Consider the following 15,830-nt stretch of genomic DNA (forward strand, 5'->3'; position numbering starts at 1 on the left):
GACCCGCTAGTGGTGGAACCCGGTGGCCGCGCCCTTGTCCTGGGTGGCGGGGTGCGGCTGCCGGCGCAGCTCCGGCAGGGACCGGGTCAGGTCCTCAACGAACAGCTCGGCGAGATCGGTGGAGAAGCCGTTGCGGCAGACCACCCGCAGCACCGACAGGTCCTCGCGGTGCGGCGGGAACGTGTACGCCGGAACCAGCCAGCCCGCCTCACGCATCCGCCGCGACACGTCGAAGACGTCGTACGCCTTCACGTCCGGGGCCGTCGTGAACGCGAACACGGGCAACTGGTCGCCCCTGGTCAGCAGCCGGAAGTCGCCGAGCTTCTCCACGGCCTCGGCGACCTGCCCGGCCACCTCCCGCGCGGCCTGCTGCACGGCCCGGTACCCCTCCCGCCCCAACCGCAGGAACGAGTAGTACTGAGCCACGACCTGTGCGCCCGGCCGGGAGAAGTTCAGCGCGAACGTCGGCATGTCGCCGCCCAGATAGTTGACCCGGAACACCAGTTCCTCGGGCAGCGCCTCCTTGTCCCGCCACAGGGCCCAGCCGACGCCCGGGTAGACCAGGCCGTACTTGTGCCCCGAGCTGTTGATCGAGGCGACCCTCGGCAGGCGGAAGTCCCACACCAGATCCTCGTCCAGGAACGGCGCCACCATCCCCCCGGACGCCCCGTCGACATGCACCGGGACATCGAGGCCGGTGCGCTCCTGAAGGGCGTCGAGTGCGGCGCACAGGTCCGCGATCGGCTCGTAGGAACCGTCGAAGGTCGAGCCCAGGATCCCCACGACGCCGATGGTGTTCTCGTCGCACAGCTCGGCCGCCGCCTGCGGATCGAGATGGAACCGCTCGCCCTCCATCGGGACCAGCCGGGGCTCCACCTCCCAGAAGTTGCAGAACTTGTCCCAGCAGACCTGGACGTTGATGCCCATGACCAGGTTGGGGCGCGCCCCCGGGTAGCGGTCGGCGTTGCGCCGCATCCAGCGCCGCTTCAGCGCCATCCCGGCGAGCATGCACGCCTCGCTGGAGCCGGTGGTGGAGCAGCCCACGGCCGACGACGGGTCGGGCGCGTTCCACAGATCGGCGAGCATCGCCACACAGCGCCGCTCCAGCTCGGCGGTGCGTGGATACTCGTCCTTGTCGATCATGTTCTTGTCGCGGCACTCGGCCATCAGCGCGTTCGCCTGCGGCTCCATCCACGTCGTGACGAACGTGGCGAGATTGAGCCGTGAGTTGCCGTCGAGCATCAGCTCGTCGTGCACCACCTGATAGGCGGACGAAGGCGCCATGGGGGCGTCGGGCAGCCGATGCCTGGGCGGAGCCTCGGTCATCCCGCCGACCGGGTTCGCCTCGCCGAAGAAGGGGTTGACGGACAGCCTGCGCGGGCCGTCCCCGTCCGGGGCCTCGGTGTTCCCACGATGCAGTGGCATGTAATCGACGGTAGTTCCGCGTTGCCCGGCTTGCACCTCACGCCGCGTGAGGCCTCAGTGTGGAACGCGAACCGAGAAGGGAGCGGAAGTGAGCTACTCCGTGGGACAGGTCGCGGGCTTCGCCGGCGTCACGGTGCGCACCCTGCACCACTACGACGACATCGGCCTGCTCGTACCGGGCGAGCGCAGCCACGCGGGCCACCGGCGTTACAACGACGCCGACCTCGACCGGCTGCAGCAGATCCTGTTCTACCGAGAGCTGGGCTTCCCGCTCGAAGAGGTCGCCGCCCTGCTCGACGACCCGGCCGCGGACCCGCGCGAACACCTGCGCCGGCAGCACGAGCTGCTGACCGCCCGGATCGAGCAGCTGCGCAAGATGGCGGAGGCCGTGGAGCACGCCATGGAGGCACGCACGATGGGAATCAATCTGACGCCGGAGGAGCGCTTCGAGGTCTTCGGCGACAAGGACCCGGAGCAGTACGCCGAGGAGGCGGAACGGCGCTGGGGCGGCACGGAGTCGTACGCCGAGTCACAGCGCCGCGCCGCGAGCTACACCAAGGAGGACTGGAAGAGGCTGCAGGCGGAGGCGAACGAGTGGAGCGAGCGCTACGTCGCCCTGATGGCCGCCGGTGAACCGCCCACCGGTGACGGCGCCATGGACCTGGCCGAGGAACACCGCCGGCACATCAGCGGCTGGTACTACGAGTGCGGCTACGAGATGCACCAGTGCCTCGCCGAGATGTACGTCGCCGACGAACGCTTCAAGGCGTTCTACGACACCATGCGTCCCGGCCTCGCCGAGCACCTGCGGGCCGCGATCCTCGCGAACGCGGCCCGGCACTCCTCCTGACGTCCTGGCCCGGGCCCTACTCCCGGGCCAGGACCACCGCGGTCCCGTAGGCGCACACCTCGGTGCCCACGTCGGCCGCCTCGGTCACGTCGAAGCGGAACGCCAGCACAGCGTTCGCGCCACGCGCGCGTGCCTGCTCGACGAGCCGCTCCATGGCCTGGTTACGGGTCTCCACGAGCGTCTTGGTGAGCCCCTTGAGCTCACCGCCGACCAGCGACTTCAGCCCGGCACCGATCTGGCTGCCGACGTGCCGGGAGCGCACGGTCAGCCCGAAGACCTCACCGATGACCTCCGTGACCCGATGGCCGGGAATGTCGTTCGTGGTGACTACCAGAACGTCAGGACGGGGCCCCTGCCCGCCGCCGTACTCTTCGATGCCCATGGCTCACAGCTTTGTCCCAGCGGGCGCACAGTGCATCCTGAACGGGTCAATGGAACCTGGGCGACCGGCGCAGCGTTGATATTTTTGACTCGCCAGTCACAGCCCGCCCGCCCCTTCCCCGCAGGAGCCACAATCCCGTGACCACGCTTGCGCTCGGCCCCGAGTGGCTCAGCCCGGACTATCTGATCGAGACCTTCAGCCTCCCAGGCATCCTGCTGATCGTCTTCGCCGAGTCCGGTCTCTTCGCCTTCCTGCCCGGGGACTCCCTGCTGTTCACGGCGGGTCTGTTCGTGGCCGAGGGGAACTACATCAGCCAGCCGCTGTGGCTGGTCTGCACGCTCATCGTCCTGGCGGCCGTCATCGGCGACCAGGTCGGCTACATGATCGGCAAGTTCTTCGGCCCGAAGCTGTTCAGCCGGCCCAACTCCAAGCTCTTCAAACAGGAGAACCTGGAGAAGGCCCACGAGTTCATGGAGAAGTACGGGCCCAAGGCGATCGTGCTGGCCCGCTTCGTGCCGATCGTGCGCACCTTCGCCCCCATCGTGGCGGGCGCCGGCCGCATGAGGTACGCCACGTTCCTCACTTACAACGTCATCGGCGGTATCGCCTGGGGCACCGGCGTCACGCTCGCGGGCTACTGGCTCGGCCAGATCACGTTCATCAAGACGAACGTCGAGGCGATCCTCGTCCTGATCGTCCTCGTCTCCGTGGTCCCGATCATCATCGAGGTCCTGCGCGAGCGCGCCAAGAAGAAGCGCGCCGCGGCCGAGGCCCCCGCCGCCGCACAGCCTCAGCAGCAGCACCAGCAGATGGACGACGCGACCACCCAGCTGCGCCGCATCCCCTCCGACGACCGGCCCCAGCAGCCCTACGGCAACCAGGACCCGTCGTACGGCAACCAGGACCAGCAGCACTACGGCAACCAGGACCAGCAGCACTACGGCAACCAGGACGGCCGGCAGTACGGCTACGACGAGCAGTACTACGGCAACCAGCCCCAGCAGCCGTACGCCCAGCAGTACCCCCAGGGCTACGGCCAGCAGCAGCCCTACGGCGGACAGCAGAACCAGCAGAACCAGCAGTACCCGCCCAACCAGGGCTACTGAGACACCCCGCGAGCGAGCTGCCAGGCACTAGAACCCTCGGGTGCGTTTGGCGGCTCGTCGCTTTTCCGGGGACCCGATCCGCAGGAACAGCCGCGAGATCTCCGATCCCAGATTGACCCCGATCGCGATGGCCATGGCCAGCGAGGCGGCCGTGGCCAGCGACACCAGCCCCTTGTCGACGTTGTTCTGCGCGATCGACAGCAGTCCGAAGTACGTCGCGGAACCCGGCAGCAGGGGCCCGATCGCCGCGGTGGTGTACGGCAGCGCCGACGCGAACCGGTAGCGGGCCATCAGCTGCCCGAACAACCCCACCAGCCCCGCGGCGACCGCCGTGGCGGCAACCGGCGAGAACTCGCCGGTGTAGTGCATGGCGCCGTACACGACCCAGGCGACACCGCCGTTGAGGGTCACCGCGAGCACGGTGGACCGTTCCTGCTGGAGCAGCACCGCGAAGGTCAGCGACAGCAGCATGGACGCGGCGATCTGCCAGTACGGCCGCGGCGAGATGTTCAGCGCCGCGTCCGGGTCCAGCTTGGCGCCCAGGTTCACCCCGAAGTACAGGATGACCAGCACGCCGACCACGATGCCGACGAAGAAGTACATGACCTCCAGCAGGCGCGCGGACGCGGTGATGTAGAAGCCGGTCAGGCCGTCCTGCACACCCGCGACCAGGGCCCGCCCGGGCAGCAGCGCGAATAGCCCACCGGTGATGACCGCGGACGCCTTCACGTCGACGTGCGTCAGCGTCAGCGCGACCCCTATCGCGGCCGGCGGCATCGCCGCCACCGTGAACTGGTAGAACTCCGGCAGCCCGCGCCCCGCGCACAGCCACGCCAGCCGGTCGCCGAGCATCGCGCCGAGCATCGCCGCGACGAACACGATCAGATCACCACCGACCAGCACGGAGGCCGCGCCCGCGAGCAGCCCGCTCGCCGAGGTGAGCACCCAGGTCGGGTACGGGTGCCGGTTGCGCCGCATCTCCGCGAGCCGCCCGTAGGCCTCCTCCAGGGAGATGTGGCTCTCCGGATCGCTGAGGTCGTCGACGAGCTGGTACACGGCCGCCAGGCGCGTGTAGTCCGTGCCGCGCCGCCGTACCGTACGTGACGCCGACACCGGATCGTCCACGAGCGACGGCTGGTACGAGATCGACAGCAGCGTGAAGGTGACGTTCGGCTCGCAGCGGTCAAGGCCGTAGGACCGGCACACCGCGAACATCGCGGCCTCCACGTCCTCCGCGCCCTCACCGCCCGCCAGCAGCAGCTCACCGATACGCAGGGTCAGGTCGAGCACGCGCGGGACGGCCGGACCCTCCTCCTCCACCTTCGGCATCCGCTCCGGCGCGGGCCGCTCGGCCACCGGCATGCGCAGCATCGTGCGCATCCGGTCCTGCCAGGGCAGGTCCTTCGTCAGGCTTATCCGCGGGATGCCGGTGGCGGGCGTGAACGCCGGCGAGGCGTCCTCGACGCTGTACCCGCCCGGCGCGCTGAACGCCGAGCCCTCCGGTTCCGAGGACGGCGGCTGCGGTACGTCCAGCCCCGTGGGAAGGGCGAACTCGGAGGTGGTCTCCGACTCGCTGTCCCCCACCTCGATACCGGCCGGTGGCGTGAAAGCCATCCTCGCCTCGTCCGACTGCGGTTTGCGGTCCTCCGCTTCCGTCACGTGCGCAGCACTCCTCGTACGACACCTCCTGCCGCACTCAGTATGCGCACAGACGCACGAACGGGCTGCACGCGCACGCGTACAGCCCGTTCACATGGCCAAAAGCCAAGGATCTGCCTCAGTGGCCGCCCTGGTCCTTGAAGCGCTTGTAGGAACGCTCGATCTCGGCCTCGGCCTCGGTACGGCCCACCCAGTCGGCGCCCTCGACGGACTTGCCGGGCTCCAGGTCCTTGTACACCTCGAAGAAGTGCTGGATCTCCAGGCGGTCGAACTCCGAGACGTGGTGGATGTCACGCAGGTGCTCCTGGCGCGGGTCCGTCGCCGGCACGCACAGCAGCTTGTCGTCGCCGCCGGCCTCGTCCGTCATACGGAACATGCCGATCGCGCGGCACTTGATGAGGCAGCCCGGGAACGTCGGCTCGTCCAGGATGACCAGCGCGTCCAGCGGGTCACCGTCCTCGCCGAGGGTGTTCTCGACGAAGCCGTAGTCGGTCGGGTAGGCGGTCGAGGTGAAGAGGCGACGGTCCAGGCGGATCCGACCGGTCTCGTGGTCCACCTCGTACTTGTTCCGCGAACCCTTCGGAATCTCGATCGTGACGTCGAACTCCACCGGTGGCTCCTCCATGATCAACACATAGTTCTGGTGGTTAAGTGTCCCTCACGCAGGTGTGTGATCGCGAAAGGGGCTGGTGATCGTGCCGGAGATGAGGCCTTGGCGAGCCGCGAAACCGCATGTGACGCGGGTCGCGGGCGCCGTACGACCCCGTCTGGCACGAGCCGCGGAGGCCGTCCGGCCACGACTCGCGAGCGCCGCGACGGCCGCGAAACCGCGGGTCGTACGGCTCACCCGAGCCGCGTTGCCGCAGGCCGCACGGATCACCAGGCCGAAGACCTGGCAGTACACCGCGGGCGCCGCCACCGCCGGACTGGCGCTGGCCGCCGGAGTGGTGACCGCCGCCGGCCCCTGGGACTCCACCGGTCAGCGTACGGCCGAGCGGGACCGGGCGGCCGCCCAGGAACGTACGGGTGGCACAGATCACGGCCGTAATACCGATACTTCCGACTCCTCCGGCACCTCGGCCGAAGGACCCCGCCCCGCCCCCAGCGCGGCCTCCGTCCTGACCGGCCTCGGCGGCGGCGTCGGCACCGCCGGATCGGTCCCGAACGGCAAGGCCGTCGCCGGACTCGTCGGCCCGCTCCTGGCCGACCCGGCGCTCGGCAGCAGGTCCGTGGCGATCGTCGACGTCGCCAGCGGCGAACGCCTCTACGGCGACGACTCCGGCAAGGCCCTCACCCCCGCCTCCACCACCAAGATCGCCACCGCCGTCGCCGCCCTCGCGGCCCTCGGCCCCGACCACCGCCTCACCACCCGCACCGCCCTTGAACCCGACACCGGCGAACTGGTCCTCGTCGGCGGCGGCGACCCCACACTCACCGCCCGCAAGGACGCCGACGGCTGGGCGAGCCTGCGCGAACTCGCGGACCGCACCGCCCGCGCCCTGAAGAAGCAGGACGTACGCCAGGTCACCCTTTCGTACGACAAGACTCTCTACGCCGGCTCCGAACTGCACCCCATCGGGAACAACCCCAACCTCGCCCTGGTCAGCGCCCTCATGGTCGACGAGGCCCGCACCAACGACTCCACCAGCGGCCCGGTCAAGCGGGTGGACGACCCCGCAAGGGACGCGGCCGCCCGATTCGCGGACCTCCTCGCCGACCACGGCATCAAGACCAGCGCGCCCGGCCCCTCGAAGGCGACCGACCGCGCCGAACCGCTCGCCGAGGTCTCCTCACCGCCCCTGTCCTCCGTGGTCGAGCGCATGCTCACCAACAGCGACAACGACATCGCCGAGGCCCTCGCCCGCCAGACCGCCGTCGCGAGCGGCGTACGCGCCGACTTCGACGGCGCGGGCAAGGCGATCAGGGACCGCCTGAAGAAGCTCGGCCTCCCCGTCGCGGGCACCGACATCAAGGACGGCAGCGGCCTCGACCGCGCCGACAGGCTGACGGCCGACCTGCTCACCGCCCTGCTCGCCAAGGCGGCCGACCCGGCCCACCCCGAACTCCGCCCCGTCCTCACCGGCCTCCCCGTGGCCGGCTTCACCGGCACCCTCAGCACCCGCTACACCGACGGCGCGGCCGGCATCGTCCGCGCGAAGACAGGCACCCTGCACGGCGTGAACTCCCTGGCCGGCACCGTCGTCGACCAGGACGGCCGGCTCCTCGCCTTCGCGTTCCTGTCCACCGGCGACAACGTGGAAGCCGCCCGGTCGGCACTGGACAGGACCGCCACCGCACTGGCGTCCTGCGGCTGCCGCTGACCTCACCGGCCACCGCCACCGCCACGCACCACGGCCTGCCCCAAGTGGGACCGCTCACGTACGGTTGACACATGACGAGCATCGGTGGTGCCGAGATGGTCGACTGGAATCTCGCGGTGGCGACCGCGACCCGGTTCGTACGGCCGGGCCCGGAGGTGAGCCGCGACGAGGCCCGCGCCGTCGTCGCCGAGCTGCGCCGACATGCCAAGGCCTCGGAGGAACACGTCCGGGGCTTCACCCGTATGGGCACGGACGACATCCATGACACCCCGGTCCTCGTCGTCGACCGCCCCGGCTGGGTCCGGGCGAACGTCGCCGGCTTCCGGGAGATCCTCAAGCCCCTCCTCGACAAGATGCAGGAACGACGCACCACCAGCCCCGGCGGCGCCGTCCTCGGCGCGGTCGGCGGCAAGGTCACCGGCGTCGAACTCGGCATGCTGCTGTCCTTCCTCGCCTCCCGCGTTCTCGGCCAGTACGAGACCTTCGCCCCCGCCACCCGCGACCTCCCGGCGGGCGGCCCCCCTGGCTCACCGAGCGGCGGCGGCCGCCTCCTCCTCGTCGCCCCGAACATCGTCCACGTGGAGCGCGAACTCGACGTACAGCCCCACGACTTCCGCCTGTGGGTGTGCCTGCACGAGGAGACCCACCGCACCCAGTTCAGCGCGGTGCCCTGGCTGCGGGACCACCTGGAGGGCGAAATCCAGTCGTTCTTGGGGGAGACCGACGTCGACCCCATGACCGTCCTGGAGCGCATCCGCGAAGCCGCCCAGTCCCTCTCCGGCAGCCGGCCCGAGGCGGAGGAGGACGACGGCGGACGTTCGTTCGTCGAACTGGTGCAGACCCCGGCCCAGCGAGAGATCCTCGGCCGCCTCACCGCCGTGATGTCCCTCCTCGAAGGCCACGCCGACTTCGTGATGGACGGAGTCGGCCCCGCCGTCGTGCCGTCCGTCGCCGAGATCCGCGAGAAATTCCAGCAGCGCCGCGCCAAGGGCGCCTCCCGACTGGACATGGCCCTGCGCAAACTGCTCGGCCTGGACGCCAAACTGCGCCAGTACCGAGACGGCGAACGCTTCGTACGCGCCGTCGTGGAACAGGTCGGCATGGACGGCTTCAACCGCGTGTGGACGTCCCCGAACACCCTCCCCACCAAGACGGAGATCGCCAAACCGGCGGACTGGATCGCGCGGGTGCACCGCAAGGCGGAGTCGTGAAACACGCGCCGAGTCGTGCATCTCATACGAAGGTCGTGAACCGAATCCGGCCGACGGCAGGCGAACGCCCCTGCAATCACCCGTCCGAGGGACCGTGAGCCATGGGTAGGCGTGCAATGCTCGGGGAACGGCCCAGTTCTGTCACCATCTACACACTCTGAGTGACCGAGCTTCGGGCTCACCCCCCGACAACTTCATGAAGGGAACCGGACATGGGTCCCCATCCTGCGGTCGCGGCGATACGCCTGGCGGTCCGCCGCGTCCTCCACGACATCCTCACCGAACACAGCCGCATCTACGACGTGCCCGCGCCCAGCAGCAGGCGCGCGGCCTCCCCCAGGACGCCCGCGACGTCCCCCGGCACACAGCACGCCGCCCTGGGCACCGCACTCGAAACGTCGTACGAGCTCCCCGGCCAGAGCCTCCAGGAGCCCCCGCGCGCTGCCCCGCACGAGCGGCCCCCCTCCCCGCTCGTGCTCGTGGCATGCTCCGGCGGCGCCGACTCCATGGCCCTCGCCTCCGCCCTCGCGTTCGAAGCCCCCAAACTCGGCATCCGCGCCGGCGGCATCACCGTCGACCACGGCCTCCAGCCCGGCTCCGACCTGCGCGCCGAAGAAGTCGTCCTGCGCCTGCGCCAACTCGGCCTCGAACCGGCCGAGTCCCTCGCCGTGACCGTCGGCCGCACCGGCGGACCCGAGGCCGCGGCCCGCGACGCCCGCTACGCCGCCCTCGACGACGCGGCCGTACGCCACGGCGCCATCGCCGTCCTCCTCGGCCACACCCGCGACGACCAGGCCGAGACCGTCCTCCTCGGCCTCGCCCGCGGCTCCGGCATCCGCTCCCTGTCCGGAATGGCCGCGGTCTCGGGGGCCGGCGGCCGTTACCGCCGCCCCTTCCTCGGACTCGACCGGCAGACCGCCCGCAAGGCCTGCATGGTCCAGGCCCTGCCGGTCTGGGACGACCCCCACAACTCCGACCCCGCGTACACCAGGTCCCGCCTGCGCCAAGAAGGCCTGCCCGCCCTGGAGAAGGCACTCGGCAAAGGCGTCGTGGAGGCTCTCGCCCGCACCGCCCAGCTCTCCCGCGACGACGCCGACGCCCTCGACGCCTGGGCCAGCCAGGCCGAGGCCGGCGTCCGCGACGCGACCGGCCTCCTGGAGTGCGCCAAGCTGTACGCGCTGCCGCCCGCCGTACGCCGCCGGATCCTGCGCCGCGCCGCCATCGAGGCCGGAGCGCCCGCCGGTTCGCTGTTCGCCCGCCACATCGAGGAAGTCGACCGTCTGATCACCGGCTGGCGCGGCCAGGGAGCCATCAACCTCCCCGGCAAAGTCGTCGCGCAGCGGCAGGGTGGCAGACTGGTGATTCGGCAAGGCTGATTCCCGACCCCTCCACAGCAGACCACGGAGGGGCCGGTGAGCCGAGAATGCGGGACGACCGACCGAAAGTGATGCGGGTGGACGCGAAAGACATGGGTGCCGACCTCCAGCAGGTACTCATCACCAAGGAAGAGATCGACGCCAAGCTGGCAGAGCTGGCAGCGAAGATCGACGCGGAGTACGAAGGCAAGGACCTGCTCATCGTCGGTGTCCTCAAGGGCGCGGTGATGGTCATGGCCGACCTCGCCAGGGCGCTGTCCACCCCCGTCACCATGGACTGGATGGCGGTGTCGTCCTACGGCGCCGGCACCCAGTCCTCCGGTGTCGTGCGGATCCTCAAGGACCTCGACACCGACATCAAGGGCCGGCACGTCCTGATCGTCGAGGACATCATCGACTCCGGCCTGACCCTGTCCTGGCTGATCAACAACCTCGGCTCGCGCGAGCCCGAGACTCTGAAGATCTGCACCCTGCTGCGCAAGCCGGACGCCGCGAAGGTCTCCATCGACGTCGAATGGGTCGGCTTCGACATCCCCAACGAGTTCGTCGTCGGCTACGGCCTCGACTACGCCGAGAAGTACCGCAACCTCCCGTTCGTCGGTACGCTCGCGCCCCACGTCTACGGCGGCTGAGCCCCACGGTCCGCGACCGCGGACCCGAAGGGCCCAAGCACCGTACGAAGATCGGGAACCCCGGCGGGCCTCGCGCCGTTGGAGCATGCAGACGGGCTTGCCAGCCGTCCCGTGCGGCTTCGCGCGACGAAGCTGGGGTACCGTCAGAAGAACTGTCTTATCAAACTCACTATGGCAGGAGGGACGGGGCGGCACCGCTCCGTATGGATGGACGTGAAGCGATACTTCCGTGGGCCGGTCATGTGGATCGTGCTGGCCGTCCTTGCCGTGGTCGTGTTGATGCAGGTCGTCGGCTCGTCCGGCGGCTACAAGACGGTGGACACCGGCCAGGTCGTCCAGGCGATCAATGACAACAAGGTCGAGTCGGCCAAGCTGACCACTGGTGACGAGAACACCATCAAGGTCCAGCTCAAGGACGGCGAAAAGGTCGAGGGCGCCACCAAGATCCAGGCGAGCTACATCGGCGACCAAGGCGTGACCATCGCCAGCACGCTGCAGAACAAGTACCAGGACAAGCAGATCCCGGACGGCTATACGGTCTCGCCGTCCAAGCAGAACCCGTTCGTCGGGATCCTGCTCTCCCTGCTCCCCTTCGTCCTCATCGTCGTCGTCTTCCTGTTCCTGATGAATCAGATGCAGGGCGGCGGCTCCCGAGTCATGAACTTCGGGAAGTCCAAGGCGAAGCTCATCACCAAGGACACCCCCAAGACGACGTTCTCGGACGTCGCCGGCTCGGACGAGGCCGTCGAGGAACTCCAGGAGATCAAGGAATTCCTCCAGGAGCCCGCCAAGTTCCAGGCCGTGGGCGCCAAGATCCCCAAGGGCGTACTGCTCTACGGGCCTCCCGGAACCGGCAAGACGCTCCTCGCGCGCGCCGTCGCCGGCGAGGCGGGCGTGCCCTTCTACTCGATCTCCGGTTCCGACTTCGTCGAGATGTTCGTCGGTGTCGGTGCCTCCCGAGTCCGAGACCTGTTCGAGCAGGCCAAGGCGAACGCCCCGGCGATCGTCTTCGTCGACGAGATCGACGCTGTCGGCCGCCACCGCGGCGCCGGCCTCGGCGGCGGTCACGACGAGCGCGAGCAGACCCTGAACCAGCTGCTCGTCGAGATGGACGGCTTCGACGTCAAGGGCGGCGTGATCCTCATCGCCGCGACGAACCGGCCCGACATCCTCGACCCGGCCCTCCTGCGCCCCGGCCGCTTCGACCGCCAGATCGCGGTCGACCGCCCGGACATGCAGGGCCGTCTGGAGATCCTCAAGGTTCACCAGAAGGGCAAGCCGGTCGCCCCGGACGTCGACCTGTCGGCGGTCGCCCGCCGCACGCCGGGCTTCACCGGCGCGGACCTGAGCAACGTCCTCAACGAGGCCGCGCTGCTCACCGCCCGCTCGGACAAGAAGCTCATCGACAACCAGATGCTGGACGAGGCCATCGACCGCGTCGTGGCGGGCCCGCAGAAGCGGACCCGGATCATGTCGGACAAGGAAAAGAAGATCACCGCGTACCACGAGGGCGGACACGCCCTGGTCGCGGCGGCTTCCCCGAACTCCGACCCGGTCCACAAGATCACGATCCTGTCCAGAGGTCGCGCGCTCGGCTACACCATGGTCCTGCCGGACGAGGACAAGTACTCCACGACCCGCAACGAGATGCTGGACCAGCTGGCCTACATGCTGGGCGGCCGCGCGGCCGAGGAGCTCGTCTTCCACGACCCGACCACCGGTGCCGCCAACGACATCGAGAAGGCCACGACCACCGCTCGCGCGATGGTCACGCAGTACGGCATGACCGAGCGTCTCGGCGCGATCAAGTTCGGCGGCGACAACACCGAGCCCTTCCTCGGACGTGAAATGGCTCACCAGCGCGACTACTCGGAAGAGGTCGCCGCGCTGGTGGACGAGGAAGTCAAGAAGCTCATCGAGAACGCGCACAACGAGGCCTGGGAGATCCTGGTCGAGAACCGCGACGTCCTCGACAACCTGGTGCTCCAGCTGCTGGAGAAGGAGACGCTGGGCAAGGAGGAGATCGCCGAGGTCTTCGCCACCATCGTCAAGCGTCCCCCGCGGCCCGCCTGGACCGGGTCCTCCCGCCGCACGCCGTCCACCCGTCCGCCGGTGCTCTCCCCCAAGGAGCTCGCCCTGACGAACGGCGCCAACGGCGCGACCCCGGCGATCAGCACCGCCAAGTCGACGGTGACGGAGCCCGCCCCGGCGACGGAGCCGGCTCCCGAGGAGCGTCCCGAGAGCTGACGCCCCACCCGGTGAGCGCACCGGGCCCGGAATGGATGCCGCGCCCCCCTGGTTCTAGCCTGGGGGGCGCGGCATTTTCGTATGCCCGCAGTTCAGACGCGTGACCCACACGCGCCACCCGCGAAGGAACGAGGCACCACATGACCGACCCCGTGACGCTGGACGGCGAGGGCCGCATCGGCGAGTTCGACGAGAAGCGCGCCGAGAACGCCGTACGCGAACTGCTGATCGCGGTCGGCGAGGACCCGGACCGCGAGGGCCTCAGGGAGACGCCGGCGCGGGTGGCGCGGGCGTACAAGGAGATCTTCGGGGGCCTGTGGCAGAAGCCCGAGGACGTCCTGACCACGACGTTCGACATCGGTCACGACGAGATGGTGCTCGTGAAGGACATCGAGGTGTACTCGACCTGTGAGCATCATCTGGTGCCGTTCCGGGGCGTCGCGCACGTCGGATACATCCCGGCCACGTCCGGCAAGATCACGGGGCTGTCCAAGCTGGCCCGGCTGGTGGATGTCTATGCCCGCCGGCCGCAGGTGCAGGAACGTCTCACCACGCAGATCGCTGACTCTCTGATGGAGATCCTGGAGCCGCGCGGGGTGATTGTCGTCGTGGAGTGCGAGCACATGTGCATGTCGATGCGCGGCATCCGCAAGCCGGGCGCGAAGACCATAACGTCGGCGGTGCGCGGTCAGCTGCGGGACGCGGCGACGCGCAACGAGGCGATGAGCCTCATCATGGCCCGCTGACTCACCGCGGGCCGATCCTCCCGCGGCTACGTCGTAGGCGTAGCCCCCGCGCCGTTGTGTTCGTCGTCGTCCGGGAGTTTGCAGACTCGTTCCAGGAAGACTGCTGCCGCTATTACGCCGAGGCCGGCGAGGACCGAGAAGCCGGCGTAGATGGCCTGGTCGCGGCGGGCGGGGATGTCGAGGTATTCCAGGAGGAAGACGCCCGTGCCGCCGTACATGCCGGCGACCAGGGCGGCCACCAGGGCGCTGGCCTGGCCGAAGACGACCGCGCGGGCGGCCATCAGCGGGTCGACGCCCTTGGCTTCGGGGTCGCGTTCGCGCTGCGCCTTGAGGCGGGCGCGGATCGAGATCGCCGTGGACAGCAGGACCACGGCGATCAGGGCGAGGACGATGGGGGCGGCCAGGGGGACGCTGGGCAGGGTCCCGACGGCGTTCCACAGGCGGGCACCCGCCCAGGACAGGACTCCGGCGATGATGAACACGCCGGCCAGCAGCCTGATGCGCAGCTCTCTCACGGTGTTCCTTCAGCTCCCCCGGGTGCCCGCGGATTGTGGTCGTCTTGACCTTAACGACTATTCGGGCAGCTGGAGTTCCAGGTCCACGCGCGGCGCCACGCCGTCCAGGGTGATGGTGCCGAGCAGTTCGGCGACCGCGCCGCGGCCGGGCAACTGGGCCTCGGGTTCCAGGTCGTGCCAGGGGGCGAGGACGAACGCCCGTTCGTGGGCGCGGGGGTGGGGGAGCGTGAGGTGCGGGTCGTCGGAGACGACGTCGGCGTAGGAGACGATGTCGACGTCGAGGGTGCGTGCGCCCCAGCGTTCGTCCCGGACCCGGTGGAAGGCCTCCTCGACCGCGTGCGCGCGCTCCAGCAGGGAGGACGGGGGGAGCGTGGTCTTGAGGACCACGACGACGTTGAAGTAGGAGGGCTGGCTGCCCGGCTCGACGCCCCAGGGCTCCGTCTCGTAGACGGGGGAGACGCCCTTGATGCGGACGCCGGGGGTGTCCTCCAGCGCGTCGATGGCGCCCTGGAGGGTCTCCAGGCGGTTGCCGAGGTTGGAGCCGAGGGAGATCACGGCCCGTTTCGGGTTGCTGAGGGTGGTGTCGGCGGCGTCGACCTGCTCGACGACGGAGGCGGGTACCGGCTGTACGGTCGGGTCGCTGGGGCCCTTGATGAAGGGTGCAGTCATACTCGGCTCCGGGTGATGGTGACGGTCACGTCGTCGAAGGGGACCGTGATCGGCGCGTCCGGTTTGTGGACGGTGACCTCGACCTCGTGGACCCCTTCGTGCTTCAGACAGGCCTGGGCGATGCGTTCGGCGAGCGTCTCGATGAGATTGACCGGGTCGCCCTCGACGACGGCCACGACCTCCTCCGCCACGATGCCGTAGTGCACGGTCTTCGCCAGATCGTCGTCCGCGGCGGCGGGCCGGGTGTCGAGGCCGAGGACGAGGTCCACGACGAAGATCTGACCCTGAGCGCGTTCCTCGGGGAACACGCCGTGGTACCCGCGGGCCTTCAGGCCGCGCAGCGCGACACGATCCACGCGAATCACTCCTGCAATCGTCGGTGACGGCCGGTCGGTGCCGTGTGCGGGCGGCACACCGGCCTCGAACGAATCTACCTGCGGGCACTGACAGGGCCGGGCCACGGGGGCGTGTGCCCGGTTCGGGGCCGGCAGGATTCACCATGTGTTTCCCCTGGGGAATCCGGCGGCTCACGGGTTGGTAGCCGCGCCTACCCGCACACAAGTGATTCCAACCACTTCTTGGTTCCGGCGGGCACCCGCGGGTCCCCTTGCGGGTGGTCGTGCGGGCGCGGGCGCGTCACCGTGGTCGTCCCCGGGACCCCTGAGGGAGCCTGGTGGGTCCCGTCGGTCCT

Annotated in this window: 15 protein-coding genes; 8 read left to right on the top strand and 7 right to left on the bottom strand. The window is 69.5% G+C overall.

What is annotated here, in order from left to right; genetic code table 11:
* Window positions 1–6: 6 nt before the first annotated feature.
* On the bottom strand, window positions 7–1,425 hold the full coding sequence (locus PGH47_RS23865; RefSeq protein ID WP_271665146.1) for a glutamate decarboxylase: 1,419 nt from the start codon (window positions 1,423–1,425) through the stop codon (window positions 7–9).
* Between the two features lie 88 nt (window positions 1,426–1,513).
* Between PGH47_RS23865 and PGH47_RS23870 the strand changes: the two genes are divergently transcribed.
* Window positions 1,514–2,275 (top strand): MerR family transcriptional regulator, encoded by a 762-nt coding sequence (locus PGH47_RS23870; protein ID WP_271665147.1) that lies wholly within the window; start codon window positions 1,514–1,516, stop codon window positions 2,273–2,275.
* Window positions 2,276–2,291: 16 nt separating this feature from the next.
* Here the strand turns inward: PGH47_RS23870 and PGH47_RS23875 are convergent, their stop codons facing one another.
* Entirely contained in the window at window positions 2,292–2,657 is a 366-nt protein-coding gene (locus PGH47_RS23875; protein ID WP_107904560.1) for a YbjQ family protein, read from the bottom strand.
* A gap of 137 nt (window positions 2,658–2,794) precedes the next feature.
* On the opposite strand from PGH47_RS23875, the gene PGH47_RS23880 reads away from it, so the two are divergent.
* The gene (locus PGH47_RS23880; protein WP_271665148.1) at window positions 2,795–3,763 is read left to right on the top strand and encodes a DedA family protein; all 969 of its coding nucleotides are present in this window, start codon (window positions 2,795–2,797) and stop codon (window positions 3,761–3,763) included.
* A gap of 27 nt (window positions 3,764–3,790) precedes the next feature.
* Here PGH47_RS23880 and PGH47_RS23885 read toward each other — a convergent pair whose 3' ends face one another.
* Both PGH47_RS23885 and PGH47_RS23890 read right to left on the bottom strand, forming a co-directional pair.
* A complete protein-coding gene (locus PGH47_RS23885; protein ID WP_271665149.1) occupies window positions 3,791–5,422 on the bottom strand; it encodes a threonine/serine ThrE exporter family protein in 1,632 nt (543 codons plus the stop codon).
* A gap of 118 nt (window positions 5,423–5,540) precedes the next feature.
* Complete coding sequence (locus tag PGH47_RS23890) at window positions 5,541–6,032, bottom strand: inorganic diphosphatase (RefSeq protein WP_015658794.1); 492 nt, start codon at window positions 6,030–6,032, stop codon at window positions 5,541–5,543.
* Window positions 6,033–6,126: 94 nt separating this feature from the next.
* Here PGH47_RS23890 and dacB point away from each other — a divergent pair, with 94 nt between their 5' ends.
* From dacB to folE, 6 genes are all read left to right on the top strand, one after another.
* The gene (gene dacB / locus PGH47_RS23895) at window positions 6,127–7,743 is read left to right on the top strand and encodes a D-alanyl-D-alanine carboxypeptidase/D-alanyl-D-alanine endopeptidase (RefSeq protein ID WP_271665150.1); all 1,617 of its coding nucleotides are present in this window, start codon (window positions 6,127–6,129) and stop codon (window positions 7,741–7,743) included.
* A gap of 71 nt (window positions 7,744–7,814) precedes the next feature.
* Window positions 7,815–8,954, top strand: coding sequence for a zinc-dependent metalloprotease (locus tag PGH47_RS23900; RefSeq protein WP_271665151.1), 1,140 nt, complete (start codon window positions 7,815–7,817; stop codon window positions 8,952–8,954).
* Window positions 8,955–9,166: 212 nt separating this feature from the next.
* Window positions 9,167–10,330: a tRNA lysidine(34) synthetase TilS gene (gene tilS, locus PGH47_RS23905; protein WP_271665152.1), complete on the top strand. Its 1,164-nt coding sequence runs from the start codon at window positions 9,167–9,169 to the stop codon at window positions 10,328–10,330.
* A 71-nt stretch (window positions 10,331–10,401) separates the two neighbouring features.
* On the top strand, window positions 10,402–10,962 hold the full coding sequence (gene hpt, locus PGH47_RS23910; RefSeq protein WP_030944032.1) for a hypoxanthine phosphoribosyltransferase: 561 nt from the start codon (window positions 10,402–10,404) through the stop codon (window positions 10,960–10,962).
* Between the two features lie 207 nt (window positions 10,963–11,169).
* The gene (ftsH, locus tag PGH47_RS23915) at window positions 11,170–13,209 is read left to right on the top strand and encodes an ATP-dependent zinc metalloprotease FtsH (protein WP_107904554.1); all 2,040 of its coding nucleotides are present in this window, start codon (window positions 11,170–11,172) and stop codon (window positions 13,207–13,209) included.
* A 140-nt stretch (window positions 13,210–13,349) separates the two neighbouring features.
* Entirely contained in the window at window positions 13,350–13,955 is a 606-nt protein-coding gene (gene folE, locus PGH47_RS23920) for a GTP cyclohydrolase I FolE (protein ID WP_107904551.1), read from the top strand.
* 26 nt (window positions 13,956–13,981) lie between these two features.
* Here the strand turns inward: folE and PGH47_RS23925 are convergent, their stop codons facing one another.
* The 3 genes from PGH47_RS23925 to folB are packed head-to-tail and all read right to left on the bottom strand — an operon-like array spanning window position 13,982 to window position 15,495.
* A complete protein-coding gene (locus tag PGH47_RS23925; protein ID WP_271665153.1) occupies window positions 13,982–14,470 on the bottom strand; it encodes a DUF3180 domain-containing protein in 489 nt (162 codons plus the stop codon).
* Window positions 14,471–14,527: 57 nt separating this feature from the next.
* Window positions 14,528–15,139, bottom strand: coding sequence for a 2-amino-4-hydroxy-6-hydroxymethyldihydropteridine diphosphokinase (gene folK, locus PGH47_RS23930; RefSeq protein ID WP_271665154.1), 612 nt, complete (start codon window positions 15,137–15,139; stop codon window positions 14,528–14,530).
* Window positions 15,136–15,495 carry a dihydroneopterin aldolase gene (gene folB, locus PGH47_RS23935; protein WP_107904545.1) on the bottom strand — a complete coding sequence of 120 codons (360 nt, stop codon included), beginning with the start codon at window positions 15,493–15,495 and terminating at the stop codon, window positions 15,136–15,138. Before folB ends, folK begins: the two co-directional genes overlap by 4 nt.
* Between the last annotated feature and the right edge of the window lie 335 nt (window positions 15,496–15,830).

Source organism: Streptomyces sp. HUAS 31, from assembly GCF_028198125.1.
GTDB classification, from domain to species: Bacteria; Actinomycetota; Actinomycetes; order Streptomycetales; family Streptomycetaceae; genus Streptomyces; species Streptomyces chartreusis.

Coding starts and splice junctions, on each gene's coding strand:
- PGH47_RS23865 (WP_271665146.1), bottom strand. CDS start 1,425: ATGCCACTGCATCGTGGGAACACCGAGGCCCCGGACGGGGACGGCCCG.
- PGH47_RS23875 (WP_107904560.1), bottom strand. CDS start 2,657: ATGGGCATCGAAGAGTACGGCGGCGGGCAGGGGCCCCGTCCTGACGTT.
- dacB (WP_271665150.1), top strand. CDS start 6,127: ATGAGGCCTTGGCGAGCCGCGAAACCGCATGTGACGCGGGTCGCGGGC.
- PGH47_RS23900 (WP_271665151.1), top strand. CDS start 7,815: ATGACGAGCATCGGTGGTGCCGAGATGGTCGACTGGAATCTCGCGGTG.
- tilS (WP_271665152.1), top strand. CDS start 9,167: ATGGGTCCCCATCCTGCGGTCGCGGCGATACGCCTGGCGGTCCGCCGC.
- hpt (WP_030944032.1), top strand. CDS start 10,402: ATGCGGGTGGACGCGAAAGACATGGGTGCCGACCTCCAGCAGGTACTC.
- ftsH (WP_107904554.1), top strand. CDS start 11,170: ATGGACGTGAAGCGATACTTCCGTGGGCCGGTCATGTGGATCGTGCTG.
- folE (WP_107904551.1), top strand. CDS start 13,350: ATGACCGACCCCGTGACGCTGGACGGCGAGGGCCGCATCGGCGAGTTC.
- folK (WP_271665154.1), bottom strand. CDS start 15,139: ATGACTGCACCCTTCATCAAGGGCCCCAGCGACCCGACCGTACAGCCG.